Genomic DNA, 18560 nt, shown 5'->3' with positions numbered 1-18560 from the left:
GACCGATAGTGAACCAGTACCGTGAGGGAAAGGTGAAAAGCACCCCGACGAGGGGAGTGAAACAGCTCCTGAAACCGAACGCCTACAATCAGTTGGAGGGCCCTTGCGGCCTGACAGCGTACCTTTTGTATAATGGGTCATCGACTTGGTCTATCTAGCAAGCTTAAGCCGTTAGGTGTAGGCGCAGCGAAAGCGAGTCTTAATAGGGCGTCGAGTTAGGTGGATCAGACCCGAAACCGAGTGATCTAGGCATGATCAGGCTGAAGGTAAGGTAACACTTACTGGAGGGCCGAACCCACATCTGTTGAAAAAGATCGGGATGAATTGTGCCTAGGGGTGAAAGGCCAATCAAACTCGGAGATAGCTGGTTCTCTGCGAAATCTATTTAGGTAGAGCGTCATCCGAATACCCCGGGGGGTAGAGCACTGGATGGGTAATGGGGCCCCACAGGCTTACTGATCCTAACCAAACTCCGAATACCCGGGAGTACTAGATGGCAGACACACGGCGAATGCTAACGTCCGTCGTGGAGAGGGAAACAACCCTGACCTACAGCTAAGGCCCCCAATTCATGGCTAAGTGGGAAAGCAAGTGGGACGACCAAAACAACCAGGAGGTTGGCTTAGAAGCAGCCATCCTTTAAAGATAGCGTAACAGCTCACTGGTCTAAATAAGTTGTCCTGCGGCGAAGATGTAACGGGGCTCAAGCCATGAGCCGAAGCTTAGGATGCCGTAAGGCATGGTAGCAGAGCGTAGTGTGACATAGTTCCATGTGTCCTTACCGTCTTCGGGCGGATTGGACACAAGGAGCTTTCTGTGAAGCCGGCGCGTGAGCGATCCGGTGGAGAGATCACTAGTGAGAATGATGACATGAGTAGCGACAAAGAGTGTGAGAGACACTCTCGCCGAAAGTCCAAGGGTTCCTGCTTAAAGCTAATCTGAGCAGGGTAAGCCGACCCCTAAGGCGAGGCCGAAAGGCGTAGTCGATGGGAACCAGGTTAATATTCCTGGGCCGTGGAGTGGTGACGGATCTCGAAGGTAGTTCATCCTTATCGGATTGAATGGGCTGCTAAGAGGTTCCTGGAAATAGCCCTCCTATAAGATCGTACCCTAAACCGACACAGGTGGACTGGTAGAGAATACCAAGGCGCTTGAGAGAACTATGTTGAAGGAACTCGGCAAAATACCTCCGTAAGTTCGCGAGAAGGAGGCCCGGTTCCTAGGCAACTAGGGGCTGGGGGCACAAACCAGGGGGTGGCGACTGTTTATTAAAAACACAGGGCTCTGCGAAGTCGCAAGACGACGTATAGGGTCTGACGCCTGCCCGGTGCCTGAAGGTTAAAAGGAGAGGTGAGAGCCTTGAATTGAAGCCCAGGTAAACGGCGGCCGTAACTATAACGGTCCTAAGGTAGCGAAATTCCTTGTCGGGTAAGTTCCGACCTGCACGAATGGCGTAACGACTTCCCCGCTGTCTCCAACATAGACTCAGCGAAATTGAATTACCTGTCAAGATGCAGGTTTCCCGCGGTTAGACGGAAAGACCCCGTGCACCTTTACTACAGCTTCACACTGGCATCAGGCCAAGCATGTGCAGGATAGGTGGTGGGCTTTGAAGCAGAGACGCTAGTCTTTGTGGAGCCTCCCTTGAGATACCACCCTTGCTTTGCTTGATGTCTAACCGCGGTCCGTTATCCGGATCCGGGACCCTGTGTGGCGGGTAGTTTGACTGGGGCGGTCGCCTCCTAAAGCGTAACGGAGGCGCGCGAAGGTTGGCTCAGAGCGGTCGGAAATCGCTCGTTGAGTGCAATGGCAGAAGCCAGCCTGACTGCGAGACTGACAAGTCGAGCAGAGTCGAAAGACGGCCATAGTGATCCGGTGGTCCCGAGTGGAAGGGCCATCGCTCAACGGATAAAAGGTACGCCGGGGATAACAGGCTGATACTGCCCAAGAGTCCATATCGACGGCAGTGTTTGGCACCTCGATGTCGGCTCATCTCATCCTGGGGCTGGAGCAGGTCCCAAGGGTACGGCTGTTCGCCGTTTAAAGAGGTACGTGAGCTGGGTTTAGAACGTCGTGAGACAGTTCGGTCCCTATCTTCCGTGGGTGTAGGATACTTGAGAGGAGTTGCCCCTAGTACGAGAGGACCGGGGTGAACGAACCACTGGTGGACCAGTTGTCGTGCCAACGGCAGTGCTGGGTAGCTATGTTCGGACAGGATAACCGCTGAAGGCATCTAAGCGGGAAGCCCCCCTCAAAACAAGGTATCCCTGAGGACCGTGGTAGACCACCACGTCGATAGGCCAGAGATGTAAGCGCAGTAATGCGTTCAGTTGACTGGTACTAATTGTCCGATAGGCTTGATTTGATCCAGTAGAAGCAAGACTTCGAAAGATACATCAAGAGCATACACACACAATCAGTCGTACATGACTTGGACATACACAGAGGGCTTTTTCGGTTTGGTGGTCATAGCGCAAGCAAAACACCCGGTCCCATCCCGAACCCGGCCGTTAAGTGCTGTTGCGCCGATGGTACTGCGTCTTAAGGCGTGGGAGAGTAGGTCACTGCCAAACCTAAAAAGCCCTCTGTGCGTATCTCTCTGACGATGATCAATAGAATTCAAGCTGCACGGTTCGCGCCGCTGCAGCTTTTTCTTTTTTCGGGCAGTTGATTTGGCATCCGTTCGGGTGATACCGGCATTTCCATGAACAAGCAGATCATGTGTATCAATTGGGGCACCCGTTACGGTGCGCCATATATCAATCGTCTCTACGAGATGGTCCGCCGCAATATCACACCGCCGTTCAGGTTCGTCTGTTTCACCGACACCCGCGATGGCGTGCGGTCCGAAGTCGAATGCTATGATCTGCCGCCAATGCCGGGCTTCATGCCCAAGAATACCTTGGGAAAATGGCCCAAATCGCGTCTGTGGGCGCCCAAATTGGCAGAATTGTCCGGTCCCATCCTGTTTATCGACCTCGATGTCGTGATTTTGGGCAGCCTTGATCCGTTTTTTGAGTTCGGCAGCCCGGATGATGTGGTCCTCGCGCGCAATGCGGCAAAACCGTTTCACAAACTTGGGCAAACCTCGATTTACCGGATGCCTGTCGGTGCCCTGGCCCCATTGCAGGACATGTTCGCGGCAGATCCGCAGGGGATCGCCGACACATACCGGTTTGAACAGCATTTCGTGACGAAAAACGCGCCCGGGGGCGTGTCGTTCTGGCCGAAGGAATGGGTGACGCATTTCCGTGTTGAATGCATTCCGTCCTTCCCGATGAATTTCTTTGTGGAACCGCGCAAGCCAAAGAACGGGCGTGTCGTCATTTTTGCCGGTGGATTGAACCCGCCAGATGCGATCGAAGGCCAATATGGCAAGGACCGGCCCCACCTTCCGCCAGCCGCCCACATCCGCCGTGCGTTGAAATCAAAGCGCAAACTTCGCAGCATTCGACAGTTTCTGTTGCCATCGTCCTGGGTGCGGGAGGCGTGGACGTCCGCGTCGACCGACCAGCCGGAAGAGCGCACATAAAAGTTGCATATTCGCGCTCTGCCCCCTTGCAGACGGGCTGAACTTGCCATACCTGTCCCGCATTGGCGCGGGATGGAGCAGCCCGGTAGCTCGTCAGGCTCATAACCTGAAGGTCGTAGGTTCAAATCCTACTCCCGCAACCACTGACAACGAACGCCCCGCAGTTCCAACTGCGGGGCGTCGTTCGTTTGTGCCCACCATTTCCATAATAGCACCCAATTCACCATGGAGTTCCACGTCAAACCCAGTGTTTGTTGGTGTGATCTTGATGTGGTCGATCAAGCCCTGGATTGTTTCGATGGCCTTCAACCGAATAGCTGGGTCATTCAGCCCATCCGTCAGTTGCCTGATCTTGGTTCGATATACCTCACCGATGTTGTGGATTGGAACGACCGTGGTTTGCGCCTCACCTTGGCTAACTTCGGCTTCAAGCGATTCTTGTTCAGCTTCCAGATCATCCAGCTTATTTGTGACGCTCTTATTACCAATCCCGTTCATGATGTTCTCGACAATGCGATCAATCTGACCAGTGACCTGACGGAGCCGCTTCTTCTTCGCTGCAAGCTCGGATGTATTGGACTTGCGTAGCCGATCAATCTCTTTTTGAAACTCAGCCGTGAATGCGTCCATGTATTTGGAGTCCAACAGGCTCCGCTGCAATCCAGCGAAGACCCTTTCCTCGATCTCGCTGCGAGGCACGGTCTGTTTGTTGTTACAGGTGCGCGAGGCGCGATACGCCGAACAGCCGTAACGGTCCTTCGCTGTGATGGCCATTGGACCACCACAGAACCCACAAACCAAAGTTCCAGACAAGGCATGTGTCTTGCGATGCTTTCGGTTCAGTGCGCGATTGTCCCCGTCCCTTGGCATGACAATTGTGTTCGCCTCTTGGCGCTCTTTCACACGCTCCCAGAGATCGTCGTCAATGATCCTAAGTTCTGGGACCTCAGTCACAATCCAAGCATCCTCAGGCTGGGGCACAGCCACACGCCGCCCAGACTTTGGGTTCTTGACGTATGCTGTCCGCCCATAAATCAACCGTCCAATATATGCTTCATTGTTAAGCAGACCTGTCCCACGGGCACGTTGCCCGCGAATGGTGGTATCCTTCCAGATATTTCCCTTCGGCCCTGAAACGCCTTCATCGTTGAGAACCTTAGCAATTGTCCTGGGACTCACCCCGTCGGCATACATGTTGAAAATGCGGTTCACGACCGACGCTTGCTCTGGATCGATGCTGCGTTCACCAGGTGCTCCGACACCATAGCCATACCCGACACCCCCAGCAGCCTTGCCGTCCAACACACGTCCACGTTGCCCTCGTTTGACCTTGTCTTTCAGGTCACGCGAGAATTGTTCGGCCACCATCCCCATGATCGCAACCATCATGTGATTCACCTCACCTTGGTGAACAGTGAACAAGCGAATGCCTCGAAAGCTAAGATTCTCATAGAGCTTCGCAGTAACGGCCAGGTTTCTGGATAGACGATCAATATTCTCAGACAGGACGACATCAAAGAGGTTTCCCTCTGCATCCGTTTGAAGCTGTTCAAACGCTGGACGATTGCTCGACCCACCGCTCATGGCCGCATCTGCATAGACGTTCACCACCGACCAGCCTTGCTTCTTGGCGTATTCACGAGCTTCGCGCTCCTGATCAATCAAGGAAGTCTCTTTCTGCATATCCGTCGAATAGCGGCAGTAGATTACGCAACGAGTCATTCTGAGCCTCCTTCATTCAGCATGTCAGCATCTTTCAAGAAATCCAGTGCGGACTGTCGCCCAAACAAGCGGCTCAGGAGGAGGAGTGCATCATCCAGTTTGTCTGGCTGGTGCGCTGTCTTTGTCTTCAACTTTTGATATTGTGGTTTAGTGTGTAGGGATTCCATAATCAGGCCCGTGCTTCGGCCTGAGTTTTCCACCCTCAGTTCCAGTTAATGAAGCTCACATACAGGCACGGCGCTTGCGCACCGTTTACATCGCGTTTGACCTGAGTGTGGTTCGGCTCGGACCTATGGTCGAAGCAAGGGAACATCACAGTGATCTCCACTTGGTATCACATCTGCGATGTTTCAAGTCCCCTTTCCAGAATTAGTCAGTCAATAAAATTTCGACCAGCCCATCGAGATGATACTTAGCCTTCCGCCAGTCACCTGCATGGGCGTCGATCAGTTTCCAGAATGCGGTCCCGTGATCGTGGTGCTTCAGGTGCGCCATCTCATGGATCAGCACATAGTCAATGCAGTTGCGTGGGGCTTTGACCAGATGTGGGTTGATGATGATCTCACCAGATGGTGAACAGCTTCCCCACTGGCGTGACATCTCCAAAAGACGAAACGGCGGCGGTGCATCCACCCAGGGCAGGCTCTTGGCCAAGGCATCAATGCGGCGGCTCAGGTAGTCCCGTCCTCGGACGCGATACCAGGCTCGGAGGCGGACCTTGATGTCGTCCTCAGTTCCTTTGGCTGTCTGCACCTCCAGTCGATTGCCACGCATCCGTGCTGGGGCTGGTGTGCTGTCAGTGGGGATCACCTTGAGCATGTAGCGGCGACCCAGATACAGCACTTGTTCGCCAGAGACGTATTCTCGAGGGCGGACGTGGGCGTAGCGTTCCCTGGCTTCGCTGACATGACCTACGACCCAGCGGGCCCGTTTCTGGACAGCCTGCCTGATACTGTCGTCAGAGAACCCGTGTGGCGCATCCACGGCAACTGATCCGTCTGGGTTCACATGGATTGCGACACGGGATTTGCGGCTGTCGGCGTATGACACTTGATAGGGGATACGATCATCCCCGTATGCCAGAACGAATCCAGTCATGACCTGGTTGCACCAGCGCGAACGATACCGACGATCTGGTCAATCAATGCATTCGCGTCGTCCAGGCCACCAAAGAACTTGAAGTAGCGGGGGAGCAGAGCCTTACGTATCTCAGCCTCGATACTGCCTGGATTGATTGAATGGGTCTGCACGGCATCATCAACCGTGCTGTCGATGTGCATGGCCTCTTCGACCATTGTGTCCTCAGGGTGCTCGGTGTCACCTAGCTGCTCAAGGATTGCACCGTAGTAGGCGGCAGCCCGTGGGTGGTCCGTGAAGCGATCAGGCACACCAGGCGTGTTCCGTGCAACCACCTGCTCTTCCAGGTCCTTGAACAGGGTATATTGCTTCCTTGGATGATCGAACATCGCCTCAGCAGCTTCGATGGCTTCCTTGAGCAGTTCAGAGAACACCCGTTGCGCATAAGGGTCGTCGATCAGGTCTTGTTCGATGGTCTTACGAATCCGCGTCTTGATGACATCCGCTTCAGTGCGTGTCTTCTCGTCAGTCCAATCATCAGGATCGTCTGACTGGCCGAGTGTATCAACGCGGATGAAGCCCTCAGGATCAACAACCTCTTGGCCGATGACCTGCTTGTCCACCATGCGGCGGATTTGGTCTTCGTATTCTGAGAAGTCCACAGTTTCTTGGGCGTCACGCTTTGCCTGCACCCGCAGTTCCGTGAAGAACCGCAGATCGCGTTTATAGCCCTGGATGGTCTTTTCATCGAACGCCCCGTCCTCGAAGAACGTTCGTGATGACAGGGCCAGTTTCAGGCACATCCCAAACTTGGTCAGGGCATCATAGAAGTCCTCGCGCACCTTCTGGTTTTGGTCGATGCTATGGCCCGTTTCATCTTCGGCGATTTGAGGGACCAGCACACGGCGGAACTGTTCCGTGTCCTGCTTGTTCGCCACGTCTGCAAAGATCGCCCACAGGGCATCATGTAGCCCAGGGAGGCGCTTATACTCGACCGATACGTTGGACACGGTGCCTGCCAGATCATCAATCTCATATCCAGCCTGCGTTTCCTCTGCCAGGTTCTGGTAATCCTGAATCGATGTATCAAGCTCGGCGAGGATGCCACGGTAGTCGATCAGGTATCCGAACTGCTTGGCCTCATGCAGACGGTTCACACGTGCAATCGCCTGGAGCAGGTTGTGCCCCTTGAGATGCTTGTCGATGTAGAGGACGGCATTGCGCGGTTCATCAAAGCCCGTCAGCAATTTGTCCACGACAATCAGGATATCTGGGGCCCCATCGGTGCTGAACCGCTCGATGACCTCGGTCTCGTAGGTCTCCGCATCATTGCCAACGTTCATCTTCCACCAGGTTTGCACCTCTGGTGTCTTAGCCTCGTCGGTATCCTCATGACCTTCCCTGGTGTCGGGAGCCGAAATCACAACCGCACTGGTCACCATGCCCGTCAGATCGAGGGCGTTCTTGTAGCGGATCGCTGACAGCTTACTGTCCGTCGCAAGTTGCGCCTTGAGACCCAGTCCCAGCTTGGCAAAGTTTTCAGTGAAATGCGTGGCGATGTCCCAGGCGATCAAGTCAATGCGACCACCAGCACCGTAAACCTGGCCACGGCTGGAATACTTCTGCTTCAGGTCCGATTTTTGACTATCCGTGAGCCCCGTCGTGATCTTGTCGAACCAGGCATCAATAGCGGTATCGTTGATATCGACGATGGGCTTTCGTTCTTCATAAACCAACGGGGTGACGGCCCCGTCCTCAACCGCATCCTGCATCGTATAGGCATGAAGAATCGGGCCGAACTTGTTGCGGGTCTTGTCCTCCTTCAACAGCGGTGTCCCAGTGAAGGCGATGAAGGCCGCATTGGGCAGGGCCTGACGCATCCGTTCATGGTTTTCTCCACCCTGGCTGCGGTGTCCCTCATCGACCAAAACGATGATCTTGTCAGATGCGTTCTTGCACTCTGGCAGCTTGGTGGCCGAATTGAACTTCTGAAGCAGCGTGAAGATGATCCGCTCCGACCCTAAGCCGATCCGCTTGGCCAGATCACGACCCGACTGGACCTTGGAGGTCTCGCCCTCCTTCTTGGTGGCCACAGCAGACCCAAAGGCTCCGCCCGTCATGAAAGTTGCAGCAAGCTGCTTTTCCAGGTCCACACGGTCGGTCACGATGATGATCCGACATCCAGCAAGCTCCGCATCCAGCAGAAGCGCCTTGGTCAGGAACACCATCAAGTTCGACTTGCCCGACCCCGTGGTGTGCCAGATCACGCCACCCTCACGGCTACCGTCGGGTTTCTGGTTCGCCACCTGCGACAGGATCGCCTTGGCCCCCTGGACCTGCTGATACCTGGCCGCGATCTTGCCCAGCTTACGGTCGAAGAAAATGAACCGTCTGGTGAAGTCCAGCAAACGGTCTGGGCGCAGCAGGCTTATGATCAACCTATCCTGCTCTGTGGGCAGCACAGGGCCGCTGTGGAGCCTGTCGAAGTCATCCCGCATCCACTTGGGCTTGTCCGCAAACAGGGCCGTGCTCTGGGCCTCTGACAGGGGCGTGGACTTCACGGCCTGCATCTCGGCTTCGGTGATCTCTTCCTCGGTCCAGGCTCCCCAGAACTTTGCAGGTGTGCCTGTGGTGCCATAGCGCCCGTCCGTGCCAGAGATCGACATCAACACCTGTGAATAGGCGTAAAGGTCTTGGATGCCGTCGGGCTTCTGATTGCGGAGGTGCTGACTGATCCCCTCGGTGACCATGGCGGCGTCCTTGGTCGATGACACAGGCCGCTTTGCCTCGATCACCACCAGGGGGATACCGTTGACGTAGCACACGACATCGGGCCGATAGCGGCCCATCCCAGCGGGGCGTTCGACGCTCGACTCGTCGGTGACGTGCAGGGTGTTTGCACTCGGATCAGTCCAGTCGATCAGGGGCACGGTGACGGATGTGCGCTGGCCATCCACGAACTCGGTGACGGTTATGCCGAGGGTCAGATGCTTGTAGATCGCCTCGTTTGCAGGGATCAGCCCTTCATTCAGTCCTGTCGCACTGATGTCACGAATCACCTGATCAATGCCGCCTTGGGACAACGGATAGCTCTGGCCCTTAAAGTCGAACCGATGCGCCTTGAGCCGTTCCCGCAGCACAGGCTCTAGCAGCACAGACCGCTCCGACCCGCGCAGGCCCAGTGCGTCGGTAGGGGACAGATACGTCCAACCCATGGCCATCAGCACATGCAACGCTGGCAGTTTTGAGGCCGCTTCTTCGCGGGTGTCAGGGGTGCGGTTCGTCATGCTCATATCCTGTCGAATACCGATCCAACACGCGGTTCAAACAATTGTTGATACCGTTTCGTCGCGTAGTCGTCGGTCATGCCAGCGAGATAGTCGCAGATCACCCGTTGCTTTAGATCGTCAGTCTCCGCCTCTTCGTAGCGTTTTACGTCACGGGGTGGGAGCAACCTGGTGGGATCAGTTGCAAAGGCATGGAAGAGTTCGGTGACGATCTTCTGTCCTTTGAACTCAAGCTGTTGAACTGTGGTGGTAAAGATCACACGTTTAACGACCAACTCCTGCAACACATCCAAAACTTTGCGGGCATCAGGTGCCAGCACTGCCTGATGGCCAAAGATTGGGTTGCCAAAGCCATGTGGGTTGGATGTGTTCAGAGTCGTGTGCCGAATGCAGAAATCAACCAATGCTCCAATTGCGTTCTTTCGTTGATATGTGTGAGATGAGAACAGGTGACCCACCAGATCGTCATAAGACTGGCCATCGGACCAAGCACAGAATCCAGCGATGTCTTCGGCACTCACGGCTTCCATGAATGATGCGCGGTCGATCAAGCCCAAACCTATCGCATCTTCGAGGTCGTGCACCCCGTAGGCGATGTCGTCAGCGATCTCCATGATTGAGGTATCTAGGGAGTGATGCTGGGTCTTCTTGTGTTTCTTGTCGCCCTGATCTTCGAACTCACTGCTGATCCGTGGCCAATCACCAAGGTCTTTGGCGATCCAGTTGACGACTTCAGTCTCAGTATCCAGGTAGCATTTGGGCGGCTTGAATGGCTTGGCTTTGAACACGGATGACGCACTGGCGTCCGCACCTTCATACTGCTTCTTGTTCACCACGGCGCTTAGCGGCGCGGGATACTTCAGAACACCCAGCAGTGACCTTCGGCTCAGGTTCATGCCGAGTGTCTCATGGTAGGGTTCAATCAGAGCCATAATGCGCAGGGTTTGGCCGTTCCCCTCAAAACCACCGTGGTCAATCATGCAGCGGTTCAGAGCGATCTCACCACCGTGACCAAAAGGCGGGTGCCCCAGGTCGTGGGCAAGACAGATGGTGCGGATCAGGATCGGGTCGGGCAGCACCTTCAAGGTGTCCTCATCACCTTGTGCATCCTTGATGAACCGTCGTGCGATGCCTTCGCCGATCTGGCTGACCTCCATCGAATGGGTCAGACGGGTGCGGTAGAAGTCACTGTCACCTACACCCAGCACCTGGGTCTTGGCCTGTAGTCTGCGGAAGGCGGCAGAGTGCACGACCCTGGCATAGTCCCGTTCATAAGGGGTGCGTCCATCTTTGGTAACACCACCGTCTCTGCGTTCTTCCCAATACGTCATTCAATCCACTCTCATACAAAATACTTCAATAAATCAGACTACCACCCGCCGTTTGCCCGTGAGCAGTTGCTGCATCAGGGCCTTCTTTTCGGTGCGAAGTTTGGCCAACTCACGTCGATGCACATCAACCTTAACCTCTGCACTGCCAATCGCACGGGCTATCAGTTTTTGTTCGGTGAGTGACGGGACACTCAGGCGGGCACGGAAGAAATCAGTTGAACTCACATTCAACAATCCATGGTTGCGGGCACCTTCTTGGGCAATCTTGTAGATTTCATGATTAAATCGCCCAGCTTCAAAGAAATGACGGAAAAACTCTCGACTGTTCGCACCTGCATCCGTCAATGCGAAGCAAAGGTAGAGGCTGGAAACAACCCCTGGCTCATCGATCTCCAGCATCTTGATTGCACCTAAGGGGTAACCTTGGGAGTAGCTCTTGTTGAATGCGAAGTCGCCCTGGTGAAGCAGGGTGTAACCGCTGAGGTCTTTGGCCGCGACGCGCTTGTTGAAATACGTCTCTTGCGAGACCAGCCCATGCTGTGCCGATATAGTAAGAACGTTGTCGTTGCCGACTGTATTCTTCCGTCTTACCCGTGAAAATACATCCTCGAACCGCAACTCTTGCCAGGGTTGGCCTTCGAACTCTGGGAAGCGGCGGCGGCCTGTGAGGAGGGATTGCATGAGGGCGCGTTTTTGGGCTTTGGCGGTGGCAAGCAGGGCCTCTGTCTTCTCGATGGCCGCATCCCAGGTCGAGAGGATATCCGCGATCTTCCGTTGTTCGAGAAGTGGGGGATGTGGAATGGTAATCTTACGCAGGGCGTCCAACGACACCTCTGTAAATGTGCTGCCCTTGGCGACTGCCAAGACTTGCCGCATTGCGATGTCAGAAGCCAGGACATATCGCACAAACCTGTTGTCATAGTCTGGACCTACAGCAATTCTAGCGGTTCCTTGGGTAAGGTTCGCTTCTGGAAGACCATCAGGAACGATGCTGGTTGCACCAGTGTTACCACGGAGCGAAAACACGATGTCACCAGGTTGGACTTTTGATCGGTGATATTTTTGATGAATCGAAAGCGCGGTCTTTGTGAGTGTAATGGGCTGAATGGTTTTGCCCACGTCTGAACTCTTGATGTAAGGCATCCCGCCTTCATCATGGTCACCAGCTTGAACAATGCCGTAGACAATCTTCTTCTCGGCGACATTGGCCAGTGTCGTATCTGACCAGTCCTCAATCTGCAAAACCAAGCTCCTGCAAATACTCTGACATCCGCGCTTCCAACTCGGCCAGATCATCCTTGAGCTTCATCCGCTCGGCACGGACGGCCATCAGGTCGATCTCTTCTTCCTCCTCGAACGTGTCCACATATCGGGGGATGTTCAGGTTGAAATCGTTCTCCACCACCTCAGCCCGTGTGGCGCGGTAGGCGTATTTGTCCACTGTGTCCCGTGCGGCGTAGGTCTGGACGATCTTGTCGATGTGTGTGGCGTCCAGTGCGTTCTGGTTGGTGCCAGAGATGAACTCACGGGATGCGTCGATGAACATCACGCTGTCGTCGGGCTTGTGTTTGCGGAACACCATCAGGGCGGCGGGGATGCCCGTGCCGAAGAACAGCTTTTCAGGCAGGCCGATGACGGCATCGAGCAGGTTTTCCTCGATCAGCTTTTGGCGGATTTTACCCTCGGACGATCCACGGAACAGCACCCCGTGGGGCACGACCACGACAGCGCGGCCCGACTTGGGCTTCAGCGTCTCAATCATGTGCAGGATGAAGGCATAGTCGCCCTTGGTCTTGGGCGGGATGCCACGGCGGAAGCGGGCGAACTTGTCGGTCTCGGCGGCCTCGGTGCCCCACTTGTCCAGGGAGAACGGTGGGTTGGCCACCACGATATCGAAGTGGCGAAGGGCGTCGTTTTTGGTGCGCAGTTTGGGATTGCGGATCGTGTCGCCCCATTCGACCTGGTGGTTTTCCTCGCCGTGCAGGAAAAGGTTCATCTTGGCCAGCGCCCAGGTGGAGCCGATGGCCTCTTGCCCGAACAGCGCATAGCCCTTGCCACCGCTGTTGCGGATCAGCCTGCCGCATTTCATCAGCAGGGATGCGGAGCCACAGGTCGGATCGCAGATGTGGTCCCCAGGTTGCGGGTCGGCCAAACGAGCCATCAGGTCGGACACCTCGGCGGGGGTATAGAACTCGCCAGCCTTCTTTCCCGCCGTGGCCGCAAAACGGGAGATCAGGTATTCATAGGCCCCACCGATGATGTCGAGTTGCCCGACACGGGAGGGACGCAGGTCGAGGGCATCCTTGGCGAAGTCTTCCAGCAGGTGACGCAGGATATCGTTCTTCTGTTCCTCATCTCCCAGCTTGTTGGAGTTGAAGCTGATGTCCTGGAAGACATCACGCAGCTTGTCCCCGTTGGCCTCTTCGATGGCATGGAGGGCCTTGTCGATGCGTTCACCATTGCCCGCCTCGTGCCGCCGTTTGTGCAGGGCGTCGAAGCTGGCCCCATCAGGCAGCTTGAACGCCTCTTGCTGCATCATGGCCTCGACCAGTTCTGGGCTGTCGGGGTGTTCTGCCTGGTAACGGGCCTGGTGGTCCTTCCACACGTCACTCACGTATTTAAGGAACAGCAGGGTGAGCACGTAGTCCTTGTAGACGGACGGATCGACGACACCCCTGAAGGTATCACATGCCCCCCACGCAGCTTTGTTGATTTCGGCTTGGGTGACTGGGGTCATTTTTGGCTTGCCTGCTTGAAGAGGAGGGCAACGAGGCCCTGGTATTTTTCGGGGTCGAGGGGGTCGGTCGGCGGGCTGGTTCGGCCCCGTGTTTCTTGACGAAGGATTTCAACGACGGCTTCGCCAACCACATCAGGCGGCGGCTTGGCGTCCTGGCGTTGCACCTCTTGTTCCACCATTGCCACAATCTCACCAATGCGGCTGTAGAGTGCGGTGTATGACTGTGTGGTCGCGTCGATCCCCTTGAACAATGCATATGGGTCCACCTGGTAGATGGCCGCAATAATGAACAAACGTTCTGCCGTGATAGTTTCTGTCTTGTTCTCCATCCTCCAGATTTGGACCCTGCTCACACCTAACTTTTCCGCCGCCTCGTTCACGGTCAAACCTGCACGTTCTCGTGCTTCCCTGATGCGGTCGTATAGATGTTCCACGATGTCGCCTGATGATACTTACGTTTCACCATATGTAACGTTTTGGAATAAAATGCAACAGTCATGTAAGTTACCTATAGCGAATCAATTTGTTTCACGATAGGTAACGTTGCTATGACACTCAAGGATTACCTCGATCAGAACAAACTCAGCCTCAAGGTCTTTGGGGACCGCTGCGGGCTCAGTGCACCTACCGTTCTCCGTGCTCGTGACGGGATCAACATACCCTCCCGCAGAACGTTACAGGCGATTGTCACGGCCACTGGTGGGAAGGTGAGCATCCAGGACCTGATCAGCGTCGATGATGAGGCAGCCGAAAGTAAAACCGACCACCAGAAGCACGAGAAGATATAATGATTGACGTTTTCCTCATGTCACTTACGAGCCCGCAGATCATCGCCTTATTCGGTGTGACAGTCATCGGTGGCCTGCTGACAGGATTCTTCTGCCTCTTCCCTAGTGAAGCAGTGATCGGTTTGGGGGCAGTCATTTTCTTCCAGGTGGTGTTGTTCTGGACATCCGCGCACTTGGACTCGGTCTTGTATGCCTTCGAGGCGGGCATCATGAACTTCAGCCCTGGTGGCTACATCGGCCTTCACCATGCAATCCAGCTTGGGGTCTTGTGGTTCAGCTTCTGGCTGGGTCGATCCATAGCACTCGGCGGGGCACGGTGAGTGGTCGTCCCGTCTTTACAACCCCGCTGGTGGTCTGTGGGTTTGCAGTTGTAATGATATGCGCGGCGTCGGGTTCAGGCGCGCAGACTATCGACGGCCTATTTCAACCTGTCGGCTCCGATTGGTCATGTTCACCCGACCAGATCGGCATAGAGGGCGGCGCTTTGGCAATCCATGGCGGGGTCTTCCAAGGTGTAGAGAATCAGTGCGATCTGACATTGCCTGTAGCACTCGACGACGGCACCCGTTTTACCGCCGTGTGTTCCGCCGAGGGCAGCACTTACCGCGAACAGATGACGATCACACCGACGGTGGATGGTGTGCGGATCGACAGGGTCAGTGGAACAGCCTTCTGGGACCGCTGTGAGCCGCCCAAAGCAGCCTCCATTGCATCATCGTCCAGCAACGGACCATGGACCTTCAGCGGCGGCCAGGGCGTCTACGAGAGCGGCACCAGTGATGGCAACGGCAACTCGGTTACGTTCACGTGCAATGACATCGGCGAAAATGGCGGGCTCTATGTCGAACTGGATGGGGAGCCTGCCCCTGGTGGCCAGATCAGTATTGATGTGGATGGAACAGTATTTGCCATGACCGTTTGGGCAGAGGGTGGACAGATCAATACTGAGTGCAGCGTCTGCGGCCAGACCTACACCGCGCTTTGGGGTGCCACGGCCTCTGGCAACTTGATGACGGTCACAGCCTCAGAGGGGCGCTCTGCCGCGTTCAGCTTGAATGGATCACGTGATGCCCTCGGTGATGTTGCCTGCCAGCCTGACGACGGGTTTTGAAGGGTGCGAACCAGTCCCTTGGTGTCTGTGGCCTAATCTTATCGTCAGAGTTCAAACAGGCCGTCTTCGAAAGGTTGCTCGAACGCCAGCACATCCGTCGACAGTTGGGTATCAAGCCTCTAAACATCACGGTGCTTTACTGGCGAAAGGTGCAGAAGCATGAGAGTTCTTAGCTGTCCAATCAGTAAATACTGGTGAACCTTAACCAGGAGCAGCAGCATGGCCGAAGTCCCAGGATCGAACATCAGAGACGATCTTCCCACCGAACTGCATCAGTTCATCGAAGAGATGGCTGACGAGGAAGTCCTCATATTCCTCAGGAGCTTCATTGTTGTGGGTGCCAATGAGAAAAGCCAAACCACCATCGGTGATCTGGTCTACGAGATGCTGCTCTGGCCCTACGTCAAGAAGGTGTGGAGGGAAGCTGAGGGCAGTCCTGGTGTCGCTGGTCGGATCAGGATGCTCATGGACACCCTGCGGATCAGCGAGGCTGCTCTGGAGGCCGAGACAGGCCGTAAGCGGAGGGTTCCAAGGATCGTGAACCTGAACGCCTTCCTGGAGCAATATGCCGAAGGGTCCGTGTTCGCCTGATTGGCGTTCGGTGGGTGGATACACGAACCCATGAGGCTACACCTTGTCTTGCTACAGCAAGATCAATAATGCGATGATATGGCAAGCACTGTAGCACTTCCAAAACTCTTTCTTCGTGGCAATCGTTGGTATGTCCGTGTCCAGGTGCCAAGGCCAATGCAGGCCACATTGAAGCGCCGCGAATACTGGGTGTCATTGCAAACCTCCGACAGATCGATTGCCCTGGAAAGGTCCGCCCATGCCGTGGAACAAAAGCGTCGTCAGATCGAACATGCATATCGAGAGGCCAACAAGGGGCAGGCCGACGACCTGATCAGGTCCCTCCTTCCTGGCGATGCTGATGTGCCAGACCGTGTAGGACTACCCCAGAGTGAACGGCTGCGCAAATATGACCACCTCAGCAAAGCCGAACTTGTCGGGCTGCTGGAGGCCCAGGACCGCAGCAGAAAGCTTGGTCTCGTGTGGGAGCATGACCGCATTGGCCACCAGGCCAAAGGTGATCAAACCGTTCCCATCGCGCGGCTCGACCTCACATTGTGTGACAAGGCGGCCCCTTGGGAAAACCTCATAATCGAAGGTGACAACTACGATGCCCTGCGATGGCTACGGTTGTCGCATCGTGGTCGGGTCAAATGCATTTACATCGACCCGCCTTATAATACAGGCAACACCGACTGGGTATATGACGACCGATACCGTGACCCTGGGCATCGCTTTGAGCAGTCCACCTGGTTGGAGTTCCTCTACCGCCGTCTTGTGCTGGCCCGTGATCTATTGACCGACGATGGTGTGATCTTGATGTCGATTAGCGATGAGCAGCGGGCCGTTGCCGAGTTGGTGATGAAGGAGGCCCTACCTGACCTCCAGCATGGAAGCTTGGTTTGGCGCACCAGGAACGGCTCGAACGCCGACCAGGGTATCTACCTGAGTGCTGACCACGAGCATGTCCTCGTTGCGGGCAAACGCGGCTTCGCCTTCGCTGGCAACGCCAAGAGCTATGCAGCCTATGCCAACCCCGACTTCGATCCACGGGGTGATTGGCAGGCTGTTCCAATGAAGCTGAGCTTTTCGCATCTGGAACGCCCGAACCTCTACTACCCACTGCACGACTCGAAGACGGACATCTATTATCCATGCAATGCTGACTCTGTATGGCGGTATGCAACACGTAAGCGCCTACCCAGGGGCCGCCGACTGCAAACACAGCCTGTCGAGGACTTTATTGCTCAGGGCCGCATCGTGTTCCCCCTTGAGCAGCGGGTAGAGACGTTTTCCACCCTGGATGATCTCAAGAGCGCGATAGACAAAAAGGACGTTCCACTGAGCGGTGGAGTCCCGATCCTCCGACATGATCTCCCTGACCTCGAATTCTGGGTTGGCAAGAAAATAGGATACGGCACTCCATGCCGAAAGCTATTCAAAGACGAACTGCAACGCACGACACAGCCACTCTCAAGCTGGATTACCCGCCCGTCAGACACGGACACCTCGAACGACGGCAACATCCAAATTCAGGCAGGTTCATACACCGAGGGCACAAAAGAGGTCCGCAGGTTGTTCGGATCGAAGACGTTCAACCACCCCAAGCCCACGTCGTTGATCCGTGAGCTACTTCGCCAGTCAACATCCGCCAATGACCTGATTCTCGACTTCTTCGCGGGCTCAGCAACAACTGCTCAAGCTGTAATGGAACTGAATGCCGAAGACGGTGGTAACCGCCGCTTTGTCATGGCGTCATCGACGGAGGGGACAAATGATCGACCCGACAAGAACCTGTGTCGCGATGTGACCGCCGAGCGTGTCCGCCTGTTGAACGCCTCCGCTGAAAAGCGGCACACAGACCTGTCAGCCGCCTTCGCGTATCTCCGCATACATGACCTCGACCAGCGGCACCTCGACCATGCCCTGCGACCCTCAGATGCGTGGACAAGCCTTGAGGCCCTCCACGGCCTGCCCCTGACCCCATTCGATCCAGATAGCCCCTGGAACGTCCATGTAGGTCAGGAAATGACACTGGTGCTGGTTAATCGGTTCGACGCAGTATTGATCGAGTGGTTAGGTCAACAAATGTCAAAGACCTGCTACCTGTATGCTTGGGACCAAGGGCCATTTGAACAACAGTTCATGGAAATGGGTATCCAGGTGAGGCCCATCGTTCAGGCGCTGAAGCAGGCCGCGCTATAAGACGAAGTCAGGCTGCATTTTCGAAAGCAAGATCGTTTTCAGCTTCAGCCTCAAACAATTCACTCCAGTATGACTGGATGCAATCTTCCAGGATCGCACCTAGCTCACGGCGTTCTTCGGCCCTGATCTCGGCCAGCATGTCGATGGCATCCTGATCCAGGTTGCGCACGGAAAAGCGTTTCATCATTGGTCGTCCTCCT

Annotated in this window: 14 protein-coding genes, 1 tRNA gene, 2 rRNA genes and 1 pseudogene (1 of these 18 running past the window's edge); 10 read left to right on the top strand and 8 right to left on the bottom strand. The window is 55.4% G+C overall.

Annotated features, from left to right (window positions below):
- The 5 genes from Q1A32_RS04290 to Q1A32_RS04270 all read left to right on the top strand — a co-directional run.
- Positions 1 to 2365, top strand: a 23S ribosomal RNA gene (locus Q1A32_RS04290); it begins 463 nt to the left of the window's first position.
- 93 nt (positions 2366 to 2458) lie between these two features.
- Positions 2459 to 2573 (top strand): 5S ribosomal RNA (gene rrf / locus Q1A32_RS04285).
- Between the two features lie 131 nt (positions 2574 to 2704).
- Positions 2705 to 3532, top strand: a complete 828-nt coding sequence (locus Q1A32_RS04280) for a glycosyl transferase (protein WP_299650004.1) — start codon at positions 2705 to 2707, stop codon at positions 3530 to 3532.
- Between the two features lie 66 nt (positions 3533 to 3598).
- Positions 3599 to 3675, top strand: a tRNA-Met gene (locus Q1A32_RS04275).
- Between the two features lie 82 nt (positions 3676 to 3757).
- Positions 3758 to 4120 (top strand): hypothetical protein, encoded by a 363-nt coding sequence (locus Q1A32_RS04270; protein ID WP_299650001.1) that lies wholly within the window; start codon positions 3758 to 3760, stop codon positions 4118 to 4120.
- An 81-nt stretch (positions 4121 to 4201) separates the two neighbouring features.
- Here Q1A32_RS04270 and Q1A32_RS24010 read toward each other — a convergent pair.
- From Q1A32_RS24010 to Q1A32_RS04240, 7 genes and pseudogenes are all read right to left on the bottom strand, one after another.
- A pseudogene (locus Q1A32_RS24010) lies at positions 4202 to 5254 on the bottom strand (recombinase family protein); the annotation flags it as partial.
- Positions 5255 to 5623: 369 nt separating this feature from the next.
- Positions 5624 to 6352 carry a M48 family metallopeptidase gene (locus tag Q1A32_RS04265; protein ID WP_299649998.1) on the bottom strand — a complete coding sequence of 243 codons (729 nt, stop codon included), beginning with the start codon at positions 6350 to 6352 and terminating at the stop codon, positions 5624 to 5626.
- Positions 6349 to 9618 (bottom strand): type I restriction endonuclease subunit R, encoded by a 3270-nt coding sequence (locus Q1A32_RS04260; RefSeq protein ID WP_299649995.1) that lies wholly within the window; start codon positions 9616 to 9618, stop codon positions 6349 to 6351. The genes Q1A32_RS04265 and Q1A32_RS04260 overlap by 4 nt, the downstream gene beginning before the upstream one ends.
- A 2-nt stretch (positions 9619 to 9620) precedes the next feature.
- A complete protein-coding gene (locus Q1A32_RS04255; protein WP_299649992.1) occupies positions 9621 to 10949 on the bottom strand; it encodes an anti-phage deoxyguanosine triphosphatase in 1329 nt (442 codons plus the stop codon).
- Between the two features lie 33 nt (positions 10950 to 10982).
- The gene (locus tag Q1A32_RS04250; RefSeq protein ID WP_299649989.1) at positions 10983 to 12191 is read right to left on the bottom strand and encodes a restriction endonuclease subunit S; all 1209 of its coding nucleotides are present in this window, start codon (positions 12189 to 12191) and stop codon (positions 10983 to 10985) included.
- Positions 12181 to 13686, bottom strand: a complete 1506-nt coding sequence (locus Q1A32_RS04245; RefSeq protein ID WP_299649986.1) for a type I restriction-modification system subunit M — start codon at positions 13684 to 13686, stop codon at positions 12181 to 12183. Before Q1A32_RS04245 ends, Q1A32_RS04250 begins: the two co-directional genes overlap by 11 nt.
- Complete coding sequence (locus Q1A32_RS04240; protein WP_299649983.1) at positions 13683 to 14120, bottom strand: helix-turn-helix domain-containing protein; 438 nt, start codon at positions 14118 to 14120, stop codon at positions 13683 to 13685. The genes Q1A32_RS04245 and Q1A32_RS04240 overlap by 4 nt, the downstream gene beginning before the upstream one ends.
- Positions 14121 to 14234: 114 nt before the next feature.
- Here Q1A32_RS04240 and Q1A32_RS04235 point away from each other — a divergent pair, with 114 nt between their 5' ends.
- The 5 genes from Q1A32_RS04235 to Q1A32_RS04215 all read left to right on the top strand — a co-directional run bounded on the left by Q1A32_RS04235 (position 14235) and on the right by Q1A32_RS04215 (position 18360).
- Positions 14235 to 14474, top strand: a complete 240-nt coding sequence (locus Q1A32_RS04235; protein WP_299649980.1) for a helix-turn-helix transcriptional regulator — start codon at positions 14235 to 14237, stop codon at positions 14472 to 14474.
- Entirely contained in the window at positions 14474 to 14794 is a 321-nt protein-coding gene (locus tag Q1A32_RS04230) for a hypothetical protein (RefSeq protein WP_299649977.1), read from the top strand. Before Q1A32_RS04235 ends, Q1A32_RS04230 begins: the two co-directional genes overlap by 1 nt.
- 53 nt (positions 14795 to 14847) lie before the next feature.
- Complete coding sequence (locus Q1A32_RS04225; RefSeq protein WP_299649974.1) at positions 14848 to 15585, top strand: hypothetical protein; 738 nt, start codon at positions 14848 to 14850, stop codon at positions 15583 to 15585.
- Positions 15586 to 15804: 219 nt separating this feature from the next.
- On the top strand, positions 15805 to 16176 hold the full coding sequence (locus Q1A32_RS04220) for a hypothetical protein (protein WP_299649971.1): 372 nt from the start codon (positions 15805 to 15807) through the stop codon (positions 16174 to 16176).
- Positions 16177 to 16254: 78 nt separating this feature from the next.
- A complete protein-coding gene (locus Q1A32_RS04215; protein ID WP_366141201.1) occupies positions 16255 to 18360 on the top strand; it encodes a site-specific DNA-methyltransferase in 2106 nt (701 codons plus the stop codon).
- Between the two features lie 7 nt (positions 18361 to 18367).
- Here the strand turns inward: Q1A32_RS04215 and Q1A32_RS04210 are convergent, their stop codons facing one another.
- Positions 18368 to 18547, bottom strand: coding sequence for a hypothetical protein (locus Q1A32_RS04210; RefSeq protein ID WP_299649965.1), 180 nt, complete (start codon positions 18545 to 18547; stop codon positions 18368 to 18370).
- Positions 18548 to 18560: the final 13 nt, after the last annotated feature.

Source organism: uncultured Tateyamaria sp., from assembly GCF_947503415.1.
GTDB lineage: Bacteria > Pseudomonadota > Alphaproteobacteria > Rhodobacterales > Rhodobacteraceae > Tateyamaria.
This window is presented reverse-complemented; position numbering and strand designations above follow the sequence as displayed.

Excerpts from the sequence above, each read along its gene's own strand:
- Q1A32_RS04230 (WP_299649977.1), top strand. The coding sequence starts at position 14,474 with ATGATTGACGTTTTCCTCATGTCACTTACGAGCCCGCAGATCATCGCC.
- Q1A32_RS04225 (WP_299649974.1), top strand. The coding sequence starts at position 14,848 with ATGATATGCGCGGCGTCGGGTTCAGGCGCGCAGACTATCGACGGCCTA.
- Q1A32_RS04265 (WP_299649998.1), bottom strand. The coding sequence starts at position 6,352 with ATGACTGGATTCGTTCTGGCATACGGGGATGATCGTATCCCCTATCAA.
- Q1A32_RS04220 (WP_299649971.1), top strand. The coding sequence starts at position 15,805 with ATGGCCGAAGTCCCAGGATCGAACATCAGAGACGATCTTCCCACCGAA.
- Q1A32_RS04280 (WP_299650004.1), top strand. The coding sequence starts at position 2,705 with ATGAACAAGCAGATCATGTGTATCAATTGGGGCACCCGTTACGGTGCG.
- Q1A32_RS04245 (WP_299649986.1), bottom strand. The coding sequence starts at position 13,686 with ATGACCCCAGTCACCCAAGCCGAAATCAACAAAGCTGCGTGGGGGGCA.
- Q1A32_RS04270 (WP_299650001.1), top strand. The coding sequence starts at position 3,758 with ATGGAGTTCCACGTCAAACCCAGTGTTTGTTGGTGTGATCTTGATGTG.
- Q1A32_RS04210 (WP_299649965.1), bottom strand. The coding sequence starts at position 18,547 with ATGATGAAACGCTTTTCCGTGCGCAACCTGGATCAGGATGCCATCGAC.
- Q1A32_RS04215 (WP_366141201.1), top strand. The coding sequence starts at position 16,255 with ATGGCAAGCACTGTAGCACTTCCAAAACTCTTTCTTCGTGGCAATCGT.
- Q1A32_RS04235 (WP_299649980.1), top strand. The coding sequence starts at position 14,235 with ATGACACTCAAGGATTACCTCGATCAGAACAAACTCAGCCTCAAGGTC.
- Q1A32_RS04255 (WP_299649992.1), bottom strand. The coding sequence starts at position 10,949 with ATGACGTATTGGGAAGAACGCAGAGACGGTGGTGTTACCAAAGATGGA.
- Q1A32_RS04260 (WP_299649995.1), bottom strand. The coding sequence starts at position 9,618 with ATGACGAACCGCACCCCTGACACCCGCGAAGAAGCGGCCTCAAAACTG.